Source organism: Gaetbulibacter sp. NE, assembly GCF_025548475.1.
In the GTDB taxonomy this organism is placed as follows: Bacteria; Bacteroidota; Bacteroidia; order Flavobacteriales; family Flavobacteriaceae; genus Gaetbulibacter_B; species Gaetbulibacter_B jejuensis.
The window spans coordinates 92,694-108,896 of the sequence record NZ_JAOQHY010000010.1 but is presented as its reverse complement, the minus strand read 5'-3'; the positions used below and the strand labels follow the sequence as shown (position 1 = coordinate 108,896).

The 16,203-nt window shown below is 33.3% G+C and carries 14 protein-coding genes; 4 read left to right on the top strand and 10 right to left on the bottom strand.

Features of this window, described 5'->3' with window-relative positions; all coding sequences use genetic code 11:
• The first annotated feature begins 90 nt into the window (after positions 1-90).
• Positions 91-519 (top strand): hypothetical protein, encoded by a 429-nt coding sequence (locus tag OD803_RS12200; RefSeq protein ID WP_262733604.1) that lies wholly within the window; start codon positions 91-93, stop codon positions 517-519.
• A gap of 88 nt (positions 520-607) precedes the next feature.
• On the opposite strand, the gene pheS is transcribed toward OD803_RS12200, so the two are convergent.
• Positions 608-1,627, bottom strand: coding sequence for a phenylalanine--tRNA ligase subunit alpha (gene pheS, locus OD803_RS12195; protein WP_129760842.1), 1,020 nt, complete (start codon positions 1,625-1,627; stop codon positions 608-610).
• Between the two features lie 33 nt (positions 1,628-1,660).
• Positions 1,661-2,017 carry a hypothetical protein gene (locus OD803_RS12190; RefSeq protein ID WP_129760841.1) on the bottom strand — a complete coding sequence of 119 codons (357 nt, stop codon included), beginning with the start codon at positions 2,015-2,017 and terminating at the stop codon, positions 1,661-1,663.
• Positions 2,018-2,220: 203 nt separating this feature from the next.
• On the opposite strand from OD803_RS12190, the gene OD803_RS12185 reads away from it, so the two are divergent.
• Complete coding sequence (locus tag OD803_RS12185; RefSeq protein WP_262733607.1) at positions 2,221-2,760, top strand: CvpA family protein; 540 nt, start codon at positions 2,221-2,223, stop codon at positions 2,758-2,760.
• Here OD803_RS12185 and OD803_RS12180 read toward each other — a convergent pair.
• The 4 genes from OD803_RS12180 to OD803_RS12165 form a co-directional block, all read right to left on the bottom strand.
• On the bottom strand, positions 2,757-4,940 hold the full coding sequence (locus OD803_RS12180; protein WP_262733603.1) for a PepSY domain-containing protein: 2,184 nt from the start codon (positions 4,938-4,940) through the stop codon (positions 2,757-2,759). The two genes, OD803_RS12185 and OD803_RS12180, sit on opposite strands and share 4 nt — an antisense overlap.
• Positions 4,941-5,235: 295 nt before the next feature.
• Positions 5,236-5,718, bottom strand: a complete 483-nt coding sequence (locus OD803_RS12175) for a DUF2271 domain-containing protein (RefSeq protein ID WP_165353698.1) — start codon at positions 5,716-5,718, stop codon at positions 5,236-5,238.
• Positions 5,719-5,802: 84 nt separating this feature from the next.
• Entirely contained in the window at positions 5,803-7,284 is a 1,482-nt protein-coding gene (locus OD803_RS12170; protein ID WP_262733602.1) for an ankyrin repeat domain-containing protein, read from the bottom strand.
• Between the two features lies 1 nt (position 7,285).
• A complete protein-coding gene (locus tag OD803_RS12165; protein ID WP_131508675.1) occupies positions 7,286-8,194 on the bottom strand; it encodes a DUF6607 family protein in 909 nt (302 codons plus the stop codon).
• A 104-nt stretch (positions 8,195-8,298) separates the two neighbouring features.
• Between OD803_RS12165 and OD803_RS12160 the strand changes: the two genes are divergently transcribed.
• Together OD803_RS12160 and OD803_RS12155 are read left to right on the top strand one after the other, a co-directional pair.
• Positions 8,299-10,374, top strand: a complete 2,076-nt coding sequence (locus tag OD803_RS12160) for a TonB-dependent receptor plug domain-containing protein (RefSeq protein WP_262733601.1) — start codon at positions 8,299-8,301, stop codon at positions 10,372-10,374.
• A gap of 26 nt (positions 10,375-10,400) precedes the next feature.
• Entirely contained in the window at positions 10,401-11,018 is a 618-nt protein-coding gene (locus OD803_RS12155; RefSeq protein WP_131508671.1) for an HmuY family protein, read from the top strand.
• Positions 11,019-11,104: 86 nt separating this feature from the next.
• Here the strand turns inward: OD803_RS12155 and OD803_RS12150 are convergent, their stop codons facing one another.
• From OD803_RS12150 to OD803_RS12135, 4 genes are all read right to left on the bottom strand, one after another.
• A complete protein-coding gene (locus OD803_RS12150; RefSeq protein ID WP_129760835.1) occupies positions 11,105-11,734 on the bottom strand; it encodes a carbonic anhydrase family protein in 630 nt (209 codons plus the stop codon).
• A 13-nt stretch (positions 11,735-11,747) separates the two neighbouring features.
• Positions 11,748-13,610, bottom strand: coding sequence for a SulP family inorganic anion transporter (locus OD803_RS12145; protein WP_262733600.1), 1,863 nt, complete (start codon positions 13,608-13,610; stop codon positions 11,748-11,750).
• 147 nt (positions 13,611-13,757) lie between these two features.
• On the bottom strand, positions 13,758-14,558 hold the full coding sequence (locus OD803_RS12140) for a universal stress protein (protein ID WP_129760833.1): 801 nt from the start codon (positions 14,556-14,558) through the stop codon (positions 13,758-13,760).
• Between the two features lie 7 nt (positions 14,559-14,565).
• Complete coding sequence (locus OD803_RS12135) at positions 14,566-16,158, bottom strand: SulP family inorganic anion transporter (RefSeq protein WP_262733599.1); 1,593 nt, start codon at positions 16,156-16,158, stop codon at positions 14,566-14,568.
• Positions 16,159-16,203: the final 45 nt, after the last annotated feature.

Sequence of the window (16,203 nt, the reverse complement as noted above, 5' to 3'; positions counted from 1 at the left end):
ATTACCTAAAGACCGTTCGAGTTCTCCTCTCTACTCTTGTTAAATTTAATAATATCAAAGTAAAGGAGACCGTTACCATACATTTTGAAAATGACTAAAATTGAATTTCTTTTTCATTTGCAAGGAGCAAGTTTTCAAGCACTAAAATTTGCAGAGAACTATGTAAAAACTGAATTGAAAACCAATTTTCGATATAATGTCATTTTTGCTGAATCTACTAATGACTCAAACTATTCGGAATTTGACATTTATGAAGAGGATTGCGGAAAAATGAAATTGGATTTGACCGACGAAGAAGTGGTTAATTTATTGTATCGAAAAGGTAAAGTGCCTATTTGGATTGACATAAACGTTCTTAAATCTAGTAGAAAAAGCACCACTTTCAATCTGCTTTGTGCTGGCAGATATTCAGACGAGAAAGAAAAATTCTATTACAATCATAATGGATCGGGACCATTCGGAGTAAAAAGTCCAAAATTGCCAATTGATTATAAAGAAGGAAAGAAATTTAAACTATAAAAAACGCTGTACAACAACGTATATAATTCACTACTTCCGATTTTCTCATAGAAAATCCATCAGATTTTACGCAACCAATCCCTAAATTTTAAATCGAAGACTTAAACTGCTCTAAAAAGCGTACATCATTTTCGCTTAATAAACGTATATCACCTATTTGGTGTAGTAGCATAGCAATACGGTCTATTCCCATACCAAATGCAAACCCTGAATATTCTTTAGAATCTATACCACAGTTTTCTAATACATTAGGATCTACCATACCGCAACCCATAATTTCTAACCAACCTGTTCCTTTTGTAATACGATAATCTACTTCGGTTTCAAGTCCCCAATACACATCTACTTCTGCACTAGGTTCTGTAAACGGAAAATACGACGGACGTAAACGTATTTTACTTTTTCCAAACATTTCAGTGGTGAAATATTGAAGCGTTTGCTTAAGGTCAGCAAAACTCACGTCTTTATCTATATACAAACCTTCTACTTGATGAAAAAAGCAGTGCGAACGCGCAGATATAGCTTCGTTTCTGTAAACACGACCTGGTGAAATAGTACGAATTGGTGGTTTATTGTTTTCCATATAACGCACTTGTACCGAACTGGTATGTGTACGTAATAAGATATCAGGATTGGTTTGAATAAAAAACGTATCCTGCATATCACGTGCTGGATGGTATTCTGGCAAGTTCAACGCTGTAAAATTGTGCCAATCGTCTTCAATCTCAGGACCTTCGCTTACATTAAATCCTATACGTGAAAAGATATCAATAATCTGATTTTTTACAATAGATATTGGATGACGCGCTCCTATTTCAATAGGTTCTCCTGGACGTGACAAATCACCATAAATACCTTTATCTTCTTCTTTGCTCTCTAGCTCTTCTTTTAAAGCGTTTACTTTATCTTCAGCAGTCTTTTTTAAAGCATTGATAACTTGACCAAATTCTTTTTTCTGGTCGTTAGCTACATTTTTAAATTCTTTAAAATAATCATTAAGCAACCCTTTTTTTCCAAGGTATTTAATTCTAAATGCTTCAACTTCATCTTTAGTTTCAGCTTTGAATGCTTCTGCTTCAGCAATAAGCGCTTTAATCTTGTCTATCATGATATCAATAAAATGAGTGCAAATTTAGTAAATCTATTCAATAAACTCAGCTTCCAAAAAATAATTGACAATGGCTTCTTTCATTAAAATACTTTGCTCACCTGCTTTAAGGTGAGGCAATTGTTCTTTTACTTTATAATGTGGCCAACCATCGTCATCAAAAAAATCAAATTCATAATACCCATAAGGTTCTAACAACCTACATATGGCAATATGCATCAAATCTAGTTTGTGGTCTTTTTTAAAACGACGGTGTATTTGTCCTAATTCCTGAACGCCAATAAGGTATATTATGGCATCTAAATCTAACGTGTCGCCATCAGCAAACTGCACAGACAGCTTGTTAACCAAAAGTTCCCATCGTTGTTTTAACTGTTCGTCTCTAGACATATATATTTTCCTACCAAAGTAGGAATCTCAATTTAATTAAGTTGCAAAGTTAAAAAACCTTGATATTTAAACCTACAAGGTTACAGAAACCTTAAAAAAAGTTTTACTTATAATCTAGCTGTTCTAGACTTGGCTAGAACTGACAAATTTAAGGCACAATATTTTTAACTATTAAAAAGTTATATTTGAAAAAAATTAACATAATGGCTGTTATTGATATTGTTTTAGGAGCGTTGTTGCTTTTTGGACTTGTAAGAGGGCTTTTTAAAGGGCTTTTTGTTGAAGTTGCTTCACTTGTAGCTTTGGTTGCTGGTGTTTATGGCGCCATTCATTTTAGTGATTATGCTGCTTCTTTTTTTGAAGATAGTGTAGATTGGGATGAAAAATATGTAAACATTCTTGCCTTTGCCATTACGTTTATAGTTATTGTTTTAGCAATTGCTTTAGCAGGAAAAGCCTTAACTAAACTAGCAGATTTTGCTGCTTTAGGAATTTTAAACAAGCTTTTAGGCGCTGTATTTGGCGCACTTAAAATTGGGTTAATATTAAGCATATTGCTTATTGTTTTTGACAATATGAACAACACCATTCCGTTTGCAGATGAAGAAGATTTAGAAACGTCTATTCTATACAAACCTGTAAAATCTTTAGCTCCTATGCTATTTCCAAGTATTTTAAACAAAGGAAAAGACGTTGATGAAGAAACTGTTCCTGAAGACACTCAAGAACAAAGCAGCATTTAATAGCAGTCGCTTTTTATTTGCTGGTTGTTTTGATAATAGCTCAATGGTTTGTTATTGTGCGTCATAACAATATCCTCTAAAACACTTATTACACCTTTATGCATTGCTAGCGAACCGCAAATCATAATCACACCATTATTGTAAAGTGTTTCTGCAATAAATTTTGCGTCATTATGTAATTTGTCCTGAACATATTGTCTCATTCCTTCCCTAGATAAAGCTAACTTAAAATTACTTAATCTTTTTTCATAAATAAGGTCATCTATTTGTGTTTTATACATATTAAATGATTCCGTTGTTCGCAGTCCAAAATATAAATGGGTTTCTATTTTTTTGTTCTGCTGAAGCATTCCAAGAAATGGTGCAATTCCAGTTCCGTTTGCAATCATAATCACACGTTTTGCTTTTTTAGGAAAATGAAATGCAGAATTTTTCACCAAACGCGCTTTTAGTTTTGAGCCTATTTCAGCGTTATATAAAAATCCAGAACCTAACCCTTTATCATGTAACTTCACGCTCAAATGAACATTTCCGTTAACTTTTCCTATAGAATACAAACGCTCTCTATAATCGTTTTTTGGATAGATAGCCAATAAATCGCCCGAAGTAAATTGATGATGCTTTTTAGGCTTTAAGCTGATAAAAAACGTGTCATCTGTATTAGCTTCTGTTTTGCTGATTACCTTAAATTTTTTAAGCTGCTTGGGTTTGGTCACTAATTGCTCTTGCGGAATATTCACAGTAATTCCTGTAGCGTCGCACCACTGATTGACCCATTGATTAAATGCTTCAACCGACTTATCATTGATGGTAAACACAGGAACATCTTGTTGAAATAATTGCTGTAAGGCTTTATCAGCATCAAACGCAAATTGGCAAAAATCAGGATATGCTAACGAGCCAAATCCAACCACCGAAAACTGCAAGGTGTTTGCATTGGTTTCCGATTGTAGTTTTTGTAAAAACATATTGGCGTTTGTTGGTGCATCGCCTTGACCATAAGTCGCAGTCATTATTACCAAATGCTTTGCTTTTGGATACTGCGTGTAGGCATTCATTTCGGTAATTACTGCTTTTTTTCCAGTAGCAATAAGTTGTTTGTAAAATGCATTGGCATAGTTTATCGTGCTTCCGTTTTCTGAACCCACAAGAATAACAATTTCAGCATCTTGAGGTTTGAACTTATTTTTCAATCGGCTTTTACGACGTTTTAAGGTCATGGCAAACCCAGAATAGATAAAAAACAGAATATTTGCCGTTGCAATGGCTAAAATAATAGACCATAAAATACTGCCTTTTCCGGTGTGTAAATTCACACTTAAATTAGAAAACAGCGTGACATTAGGTAGTTGTATATCGCTTAAAACATCGCCTGTAAACTGATTAACAAGCAATTCTTTATTCTTTAATTTTACTGTGAAATAATCTTCTACATCACTAGAAAAAGGGAATTCAATAGCTTTTACTTTAGAAAGTGGTGTGTTTTTAAACACTTCAAAATGCGATAAAGGTTGTTTTGGTGCTTCAGAAAGCGCATCAAAATCTACTTGATGTGACATTTTAGCTTCCGGTAAAGCATCAAACTTTTCTAACGATAAATACACGCCTGTAACCGTAATAATGATGATTGGAATTAAAGACAAACGCCCTAAAACGACATGCCAATACTGGTTAAAATCTTCTTTAATTATTTTTGAAAAAAAGCGCTTAAAACCACGTTGTCGCTTTATGATTAGGACAGTTCCAGTAACAGCAATTAAGCACAACAAGAATGAACATAAACCTACAAAAAATCGGCCGACGCTTTTTAAGAATAACGACCTATGGAAATTGGTTACCCATTGAAAAAAAGGTGATGGTTTTAACTCTTCGCCAAGATATTGGGCAGTAACGGGATTAAAATAACCACTTAAATCGTTTCCTTCTTCAGTAAAAACAGAGGCAACCACAAAATCATTACCATCAACTTTTATGTCAATAATTTCAGGATAAGTCTCTTGAAAAACAGTAAGAGTTTCAGCAATTGTGATGTTGTCTAAATCGGCAACATGGTAAGGTTCTAATTGTTCGGAAATAGGCTGAAATGCCAGAATAATTCCGGTTACAGAAGCTAAAACGATAAAAACAAAAGAAGATACAGCCAACGCAAGGTGACTGTATCTCCAAATGGATATGGTCATTGTGTTCTTTTTAGTAAACAGTTTTTCAGTGGCAGTAAGCAGTCTTTCAAAATTCTTTCTTATTCCTACATTACTTTAAATGACAAACTTGTATTAATTTTTTGTTTAGAGACTTCTTGACTGCACTCGAAGTGACAATTATTATAATCTTGTCATTCCGCACTTGATGCGGAATCCATTAATAAAAAACACTGTGTCAATTTGGATCCTGAATCAAGTTCAGGATGACAATTCGCCTTTTCTTTTCAGACGTCTTGTAACCTTCGGCTTCATCTTCGCCTTCGATTTCAACGCATTAATTCGGCATCATTCTAATATAGCGAATAAAGCCTTTACCTTCGTGTTTTCCTTTGATGTTCTCTGTTGTTAATGGGAATTGTACATCATCAACAACATATTCATCATCTTCAACAGCGGTTTCAAAACGGATGCTGTAACCTGCATCTATTTTAGAGTCTTCAATATCTATCACTTCTATAGCGCGTTCGCCACCAGCAACTGTTGCGCCTGTGATTGCATCAATATTATGACGTTTTTTGCCATAAAATTGCCACCATTCTTCAACCGTATTATACCACTCATCGTCATCACCTTTTACATACAAGGTTTTTTCATAATCTCCTTCTGGATTGATTAACGAAATCACAATGTAAGCGCCTTCTCCTGTATAATTCGTCATTTGAATCATACACTTATACTTGGTAGATTCTGTTAAGGTTGTAAAGGATACCAATCCTAAAACTAAAATGCTTAAAAGGGTTATGTGTTTTAATTTCATGTTTTAATTATTAGTAAGTGTCAGGTCGAGCGCAGTCGAGACCTAACTAAAAGTTCTCGACTGCGCTCGAACAGACAATAAATTTTATTTTAAGAATCTAATTGAAACATTATTCTCTTTTAGTAGCTCATTTTCTGAAGCTAAATCGTAAGCTGTTTCATCAAAATCGGTAGTGATTTTTTTATCAGCTCCTTGCTCTATCAGGAATTTTAAAATACTATCGTCTTTTGCTTTCATCGCTGCAATTAACAAAGCGGTATTTCCTTCTTTGTTTTTAGCATTGATATCTTGACCAAATTCAGTAGCCATTTTTAAAAGCTCTAAACTGTTTTTTTCAACAGCTAAATGATACCAAGTGTTTCCATTTTTTTGAGGCGCTTTTAGGTCTAACCCTGTACTCTTTACTAGGTCTAACTTTTTTAAGAAACCGTCTTTATTTCTGTTTGAATAACCACTAACAACATAGTAAGCTAGATTGTTACCATCAGCATCTACTAGTTCTAAATTAGCTTCTTTTTCTATCAAGAAATTGACAACCTCTGGACTATTGTTTTGCATTGCAAGCATTAAAGGGGTTTCTCCTTTTTTATTAGCTTGATTAATGTTTTCAAGTTTATTATCGTACAACAAGCTTACTATAGCTAAGTCGTTTCTAGAAGCTGCATTTAAAAATGGTGTATTACCATTGTGATCTTTAGCATTTACATTTAATCCGTTTTCTAAAAAGTAATTAATGACTTCAGTATCTTTTGATCGTGAAGCAAGCACATGCAATGGCGAAACACCTTCGTGGTTTGTTGAATTAGGCTTTAATCCTTTTTCTTCTAAAAATTTATACACTTCTAAACCATTGGTTTTTCCGCGTGTTCCATAAGCAGCAAACATAAATGCTTGGTCGTTTCCTTTAATCCCTTTAGCTATAAGCTTATCCATTAGATCAATATTTCCTGTTTTAGCAACATAGTTAAAGGCATCATTACCATTAGCGTCAGTACTTTTTAAATCTACACCTTTGGACACGAAATAGTCTAACAATTTAAAATCTGAATCATAAGGAGCAGACAATAATAAAGCGTTAGCTCCATCAGGGTTTAAGTCTGTTTTTAGGTTTGCACCATTAGCGATACAAAGCTCATAAACATCCGTATTTTTTTGACCTGATGACGCTGCAAAATTTAAAATAGTGTTTCCTTTATCGTCAGTTAAGTCGGTTTTTGCCCCTTGTTTTAAAAGGTGCTTCATAAACTCTATATTTCCTTTGTAGGCAGCCCAAAAAATATACGTTCTACCATCGTGAGTTAATTTGTTAGCATCATTTCCTTCTTGAGATTGAAGGTGAATAATGGTTTCTAATGGTGCGTTTTGTAAAATCGCATACACTACACCATCAAAATTATTCCTGTTTGCCTCAGCAGGATTGTTGCCTTCTTTTATTTTTTGGTCAATAACCTTAGGTGTAGGTTTAGTATCCCAAAAATCACGACTTAAAAAAATATTGTCTTGTGAAAATCCTTGAACACTTAATAGAAGTGCTAAAGCAAGGAGTTTTAGTTTAAAATTTTGCATCTTATTTTTTTACAAATGATTCAATTAATGGATTGATTTCTTCAGCTGTTTTATAGTTCTCTTCATCAAATAAATATTTAAAGAGTCCTTTATTATCAACTTTTTCCTCCAAAGACAAGTTTGTATGTCTTGCAAAAACTTCACTCCATTTAGCACGTACAATAGCCCATTTAGCTTCGTTTTCTTTCCAGTAATCTTGAGCTGCTTTACATTTACTGTCTTCAACTTTAACGTAAGTATTAAACCCTTTTTCTTGAGCTAATACTACATCAGCTTTTCCTTCTTCACGAATTACCTTGTCGTTATCTTGATCGTGAATCCAACCATTATCAACGATTTCATGACGATTTCTTCTAATAGTTACATTGTAATCGCTACGTTTAGTGTACTCACGTCTTGGTAATGGTGCAGACGTTGTGTTTTCCCAGTAACTTTTACCATCAACATGTACCCAAGAAGCAGATCCTTCATAACGAGGACTATCATCTACTTGAAATACTTTTTGAGTCCATTGTCCTTTAACATCACTTTTAGGAAGACTAACATAATTCCAGCTATTATCATAGTTGTACTCATACAAATCGGTATTTTCAAATTCCCAATCTTGTCTCCAATGTTTTACAATCATTTTATTATTAGGAGGACCAACAATTAATAAGTGTTGCATAGAAATTTTATCTTTATCATCTTCAACTAATTGAACCCACTCTAACCCTTTATCATGTTTTACTTTTGATGGTATATAAGTTGAATCTCCTGAGTATTCAAAAGTTTCGGCAAAGTTAAAAGTAACTTCATAACAACCACACATACTCTTTATGGCGTCCTGGTCTTGCTTTTTTGTGCTTTGAGCATTTAAATTAATTATAAATGCAAACGCTAAAACTGTTGTTAAGGCTAATTGTTTCATTATTAAAGTTTTGTTTTACTGTTTTAAATTTTATTGAAAAAATTTTGTTCTTATTTAGACTGATTTAAAATAACATTTTATATTTGCAGCAAATTTAATCAAGAATGAGTCTAAATAAAAATAAAATCTGTATTTATTTTTCACTTTTTTTTAGCTTGGTAGCGTTTGCTCAAGAAGTTGAAACTGATTCTACTGAAACCAAGCAACTTGACGAAGTAATTGTTACTGCAACACGTACAGTAAGACAATTATCTTCGTTACCATTACCAGCTCAGTTAGTCTCAAAAAAAGAAATAAAAAGTGTAAACTCATTACGATTAAGTGACATATTAAACGAGCAAACAGGATTAATTACAGTGCCTGATTTTGGTGGTGGTGAAGGTATACAACTACAAGGTTTAGACTCTCAATACACATTAGTTTTAATTGATGGAGTACCTCTTATTGGTCGTTCAGCAGGAACACTAGACATTAGCCGAATTACAGTTGGAAACATTAAACAAATAGAAATTGTTAAAGGTGCTTCGTCTAGCTTATATGGAAGTGAAGCTCTTGGTGGTGTTATAAATATAATTACTGAAAACCCTAATTATGGGTTTAATGGAGAGCTAAACTCTAGAGTTGGAAGCTTCAATACACTAGACAACAGCTTTAATTTAGGTTACAGAAAAGAAAAGTTTTCTGTAAGTGCTTTTGTAAATAGTTTTAGTAGTGATGGTTACGACCTTAATGAAAATGATGCCTTAAACACTGTTGAACCTTTTAAAAACCACACGTTCAACACAAAGCTTACTTATAATTTTAACGAAAATACTAGCCTGTTTTTATCAGGAAGATACTATACACAAAATCAAGATTATGTAGCATCAGAAGATTTAAAAGGCGAAAGTGATATTAATGAGTGGAATGCTCATGCTAAATTAAGCCATACCTATAACGAAAAATGGAGCAGCTATTTTGAGTTTTACGCGACACGCTACATTGCAGATGAATACTTAAACAATAAAGACAATTCTAGATTTAGTGAAAGTGATTTTAACCAACTATTACTAAGACCAGAAATTAGAGCGAGTTATAAATCTTCAGAAAAAAGTGATTTTATTGGTGGTATTGGTTGGAATCATGAAACCTTAAAACGTACTGATTTTTCGACCAACCCTGAGTTTAATTCTCCTTATGCCTACTTACAGTATGACACCAATCCAACCGAAAAACTAAACGTTATCCTTGGTGCTCGTTTTGACAACCATAGCGAATACAAATCACAGTTTAGCCCTAAAGCTGCATTTAGGTATAAGTTATCTAATAAAATTGCTATTAAAGGATCAGTTGGTTACGGATTTAAAGCTCCTGATTTTAGACAGTTGTACTTCGACTTTACAAACTCATCAGTAGGTTATACGGTTTTAGGTTACAATGCTGTTACTACTGCAATTCCGCAAATGGAAGCTAATGGAGAGCTTGCTAACATTGTTGTTCCTATTTCAGAATTTGAAAACGAATTAAACCCTGAAAACTCAATTGGTATTAACGTAGGTGCAGATTACAGACTTTCTAGTACAGTAAAAGTAGACCTTAATGTATTTAGAAACAATATTGAAGATTTAATTGATACTCGAGTAATCGCTAATAAAACCAATGGGCAAAATGTATTTAGCTACTATAATGTTCATAAGGTATTTACACAAGGATTAGAGTTTAATGTGAATTGGAAACCTAGCAATAATTTAAAGTTAATGGGAGGTTATCAATTACTATTTGCTAAAGACAAAGCAGCTGTTGATGCCTTTGAAAATGGTGAGGTTTATGCAAGATTAACTCCTAGTTCACCTTCATTTCAGCTTAAAAAAGAAGATTACTTTGGGCTGTACAACCGTTCGAGACACATGGCTAATTTTAAGATTTTCTACACGTTTGAACGTTGGAAACTCGATGCAAACCTTAGAGGAACTTACAGAAGTAAATACGGACTTTACGACACTAACGGAAACACTTATTTAGATGAATACGATGAGTTTGTAGATGGTTATTCTACTTGGGACATCGCATTTAACAAAACACTTTATAAGAATTACACATTAGGCTTTGGTATTGACAATGTTTTTGGCTTTACAGATACACAAAACATAAGCAATATTTCAGGTCGCATTATATACGGAAAACTTAATATTCAAATTTAATAAACATTAAATAACACTTAAACATCATGAAGACACTTAAATTTTTAGCATTAGCAATCGTTTTAATAGGATTCTCATCTTGTAGTAGCGATGACGACAATGGAGGTCAACAATTATTAGACGTTGAGGCAGAAACTGTATCAAATTTATACGCACCGCAAACAGGAGGACAAGGTAGTGGAGAAGATATCTCTGGAGAATTTACAAAATTCAGCTTTTCTTTAGGAACAACAACAACTAGTGAAACCGAGTGGGATATTGCTTTTAGAGGTACATCAATAATCTTAAATGGTGGTTCTTCTATGGGTACTATTGATGAGCCTGCAAGAAGTGGCGAAGCTGCTGGATATATAATAGAAGGTACATTTAATGATATTGCATCTGTAAATACAGAACTATTAACACAAGACTCTGAAGAAGGCTATGTACTTAGTGATTGGTACAGTTACGACCCAGTAAACCATGTTATTAACCCAACTGCTGGAAGAGTATTGGTTATTAAAACCCACGATGGCAAATATGCAAAAGTAGAAATTTTAAGCTATTACAAAGACGCTCCTGATAGTCCAAGTATGGAGAGCGAATATAGATACTATACTTTTAACTATGTATATCAACCTAACGAAGGTGAGATTACATTTTAATTTTTCTCATATTTAGAATTAGTTAATTAAAAAAGCCACTCCAATTGGAGTGGCTTTTTGTTTCTGAAGATTAATATAATAAATAACTATTCATAAAATGTTACTCCTCCTGTATTGATATCATACATTGCACCTACTATCTTAATTTCTCCATTCTTTTCCATTTCTGAAAGGATAGGGCTTTCTGCATGAATTCTTTCTAGTGTTAATTCCACGTTCTTTTTTGATACTGAATCCACAAAATCTAAGTTTTTAGATGTTCTTAAGCTTTCATCTTTAGGCTCTTCAGTTGCATTAACAGCAGGTGTTATCTTTTGTATGAGTTTTGTTAAATTACCCATTTCAGCATGGTCACAAGCTCCTTTTACAGCTCCACAACTTGTATGACCTAAAACTACTATTAACTTAGTTCCTGCAAGTTTACATGCAAACTCCATACTTCCTAATATATCCTCATTTACGAAATTTCCAGCAATACGAACACTAAAAATATCTCCTAAACCTTGGTCAAATACTAACTCTGCTGACACTCTAGAGTCAATACAACTTAAGATAGTCGCAAAAGGGAACTGTCCATCACTAGTATCGTTAACTTGCTCTAGTAAGTTTCTATTTGCTTTTAAATTATTTTGAAATCTTATATTTCCTTCTTTTAAGAATTGTAAAGACTTTTCAGGAGTCATAGTTGCCTGAGATTCTTTTGTATGTGCTTTCATAATTTTCTGTTTTTTAATATTTGTCTTTTACGTTAATTTTTATCCATTGTGTACACTCTTTAAAATTTTTAAAGATGTGCTCTCGAGGTATTAAATCTGGTATGATATCAATACGCTCCATCATATATTTTGGTTGTTTTAATAAGTCTACAAAAAGAACTTGAACATTATTTTTTCTTAGCTCTTGTAATACATCTTCCATAGCATATAAACCAGATTGATCCATATATTGCATACGCCCTAAACGAATGACTACTGTTGAGGCTGTATGTGGTATTTGAGCTGCTAAACTTTGAAAATCGCTAGTTGAGCCAAAAAACAAAGGGCCTTTTATGTGTTTAATAAAGACTTCTTCTTTCAATTTTACAGGAAAATCAACCTCATCTGCCCATGCTTTTTCTTCTCCAAGTTTTTTAACATCAGAACGTTGTGCTGTTAAATCCCCAAGTTTTTTCATAAACATCAACGATGCTATTACTAAGCCTATTCCAACAGCGTAAACTAAATTCCAAAAGGTTGAAAGTGTTAACACAACTAACATTATCAATACTTCTGAACTTAAATTTAATGGTCCTAGTTTTATGTCTTTTGGCAATACAGGTATTGCTTTAAGTCCTTTATAGTCCATTACACCTATACCAACTGTTATTAAAATACCTGCTAAAACAGCTGCAGGAATTTTTGATGCAACTGGACCTAAAGCCAATAGTATTACCAATAGCATTACACCTGCAATCATACCTGACAATCTTGTTTTTCCTCCAGATTGAATGTTAACCACAGTTCTTATGGTTGCACCTGCTCCTGGAAGCCCTCCAAAAACCGCTCCAATTGTATTACCTATACCTTGTCCCACAAGTTCTTTATTAGGTTTGTGTTTAGTTTTGGTCATATTATCAGCTACTACACTTGTTAAAAGTGAATCGATAGCTCCTAAAAGCGCTAAAGTTAAAGCTGTAAAAATATAAGGTGTTATACTACTGAGTTTAAACTGAGTGATGATTTCTATATTAGGCATTGGAAATCCGCTAGGTATTTCCTCAATAGGTCTATAGTCTAAACCAAATCCTACAGCAATCCCAGACATCACCAATAAAGCAACTAGAGTACTTGGTATCGCTTTTGTAATTCGTTTAAAACCATAAATAATAAGTATTGTACCTAATGCCAATAAAACTTCAAGTAAACTAATGTTTTTTAAAGCTCTTCCTAAAACCTTAAATGTTCCTAAAACACCTGAAGCTTCTTTAGCTGCTAGCGTTTTAGACTCTTTGAGTATGTCGGCTTCGGTTACTAATTCTGCTCTTCTAATGGTTTCTTTAAAGTCTTCAAGTACTAGAATTCCTTCATCTGCTTCCTCTTCAAGAATATTTTTCAGAATTACACTTTCAGCCTTTGGCTTAAACTTATTTACATACTCTTGGTCTTCTTTAGGATAATACCCAACAGCAGGTAAAATTTGTGTAATTAAAATAATAACACCTATTGCTGTCATAAAACCAGAAACTACAGGATATGGAATGTACCTTATGTATTTTCCTAAACCTAGAGCACCAAGACCAATTTGCATTAAACCAGCTAATAAAAACACTGTTAAAATAGCAGGTAGAGCCTTTTCAACATCTCCATCGTTAGCAGCAATAATACCAGCAATAATTACCATACTTACTGCTGTCATAGGTGCTGTTGGTCCTGATATTTGGGTATTAGTTCCACCAAAAAGCGCTGCGAAAAAACTTATAAAGATTGCGCCATACAATCCAGCACTTGGACCTAAACCAGACGATACTCCAAATGCTAATGCTAATGGTAATGCTACAATACCTGCAGTAATACCTCCAAATGCATCTCCTCTTATGTTTGAAAAAAGCTTCATATTTAGCAGTTTTTAAAAGTTTACTTTCTAATTTAACCTTTATTTCTCAAAGAAAAAAGCAATTCTAAACATTAGCTTTGGTTTTATATTATCGCTTTTTATGGCTTATTTTTACCAAAATATACTTCCCTCCTTGTGTATATTCACTTAAGCAATTAAAAGTGATACATTAAGGTTATTTATTAATCGTTCTGCATTAAACATTGAAGACGATTTTGAACTGTTACCAGACCTTGTTTCTTCTTTGTTGAAATACAAAAGATTTACATTGCTTTTTGTTAAATAATTTGACAAGTTACTGATTGCATTATCACTCTTATCAAATACGTATTCAATTACTTTAGAGTTGAATAGTGCATTTGAAGTGGTGGAATGCATTTCGCCATCAACCAACTTAAATGATTTTAATGGTTGGGTGTTTTTCTCAAACAAGTTTTTAACAAAAGCATTGTTTACTGTATCTCCTGAGTCTTGTAACAAACCTAATGACAATTCTTGATTAGGCTCTAAAGTACTCTTTGAAGGTACAATTAAAACGGTTCCTTTATGCTGTTTTAATACATAATTAGCAATCCTATCTCCTACCACGCTAAAGGCTTTCTTTTTCTTACCTAAAACTATTACATCAGGTTGTTGCTGACTTATGTAGTTTTTGATTTCGTCTTTAACATTGCCAAAAGAAAACTGATAGTTGATTTTTATATCACATGCTTTTGAAATTGGCTCGACAGTATTTTTTATGTCTTTTTCAAATGCATTGTACTTCTCATTTAAAGTTCTCATGGCTGAAAGTTGACTTTCTCTTTCAACCACATCAGTAAATTTTTGTACTGAGAAGAGATCAATTTCGCCATCAACCTTTTTTGCAAGGTTGACAGCGTTGTTGAGTAAAGTACTTGGTGAATCTTTAAGATCGGTAAGTACTAATATTTTATATTGTTTTGACATGGTGTTTTTAGCTTAAACTTATTTTCGATTTAGGTCTTTCATTAAAGAACCTAATAAAGCTCGAAGGGTTTTCAACCACACCACGTTTAGAGATTAGTTTCATGTAAATATTTCGTTCTTCAGCCTTTAAGATAAAGTCTTCAAGAATTTCAATAATATCATAATCTAGATATCTTGTTTTAATTAAATCAATTTCAAGATATGTATCTCTTGGTATGCTGTCCAACTCCTTAAGGATTGCTCCTTTATTTAAAAAGATAACTTCCTCGGCAAGTGTCATTTTTATTTTATGTTTTCCATTGCTCTTGTCTTCAATATGAAGGAAATGAGAATTTTGGTAACTCTTTAATAAAATAACTACTATACCAACTGCAAGACCTAAACTAATACCTACTAACAAATCGGTAAATACAATACCTATTACAGTAACAAAAAATGGTACAGATTGCTTCCATCCTAGTTTATACATTTGTTTAAACAATGCTGGTTTTGCAAGTTTGTAACCTACTACTAGTAATATTGCTGCTAATACTGATAATGGAATCATATTAAGCAAACGAGGTATAAGAATTACAGATATTAAAAGGAAGAATCCATGAATAATAGCCGATAATTTTGATCTACCTCCAGATTGAATATTGGCAGAACTACGAACAATTACCTGAGTAATTGGTAATCCTCCAATAAAACCAGAAATCATGTTACCAGCACCTTGAGCCAATAACTCTCTGTTAGTTGGTGTTACATTTTTATGAGGGTCTAACTTATCAGTTGCCTCAACGCAAAGCAAAGTTTCTAAACTTGCTACAAGTGCAATTGTAAATGCTACAACCCAAATATCAGGATTAGTGATAGCAGAAAAATTAGGGAAACTAAATTGACCAAAAAAGTCCGATGCGCTTTCAGGTATTGGAACGCTTACTAAATGCGACTCAGCAATAGATAAGCTTTCGTTATCCTTAGTAAACACATACCATATAATACCTAAAATTACGGCTACTAAAGGTCCTTGTATCAATTGGAATATTTTACCTTTTTTAGACAAAACTTTATCCCAAAGGATAAGAATTGCTAAACCTACAGCTCCAATAATAAAAGAGCCCCAAATAATATTATCAGAAATACTAAGCAATGCAGAAAATGTGTTTTCTCCTGAAGCTTCTAAAAAACTATCAGCTCCTTCTGGCTCAGCATCATACCCAAAAAAGTGTGGGATTTGTTTTAAAATAATAATGATACCAATACCTGTAAGCATTCCTTTAATTACTGAAGACGGGAAATAATACCCAATAACTCCAGCTTTTAAAACTCCAAATAAAATTTGAATACCACCAGCAATTACAACAGCTACAAGAAAGTTTTGATAACCGCCTAAAGTTCCAATAGCAGTTAATACGATAGCTGCTAAACCTGCTGCTGGACCACTTACTCCAATTTTAGATCCACTTAAACCTCCTACAACAATACCTCCAACTATACCAGCTATTAATCCTGAAAATAATGGTGCTCCACTGGCTAGAGCAATACCTAAACACAATGGTAAGGCAACAAAAAACACGACAATACTTGCCGGCAAATCACTTTTAATTGTTTTAAACATATTAAAATTTGTTTTTAAAATTTGATAATAAAAATGTGACCTATT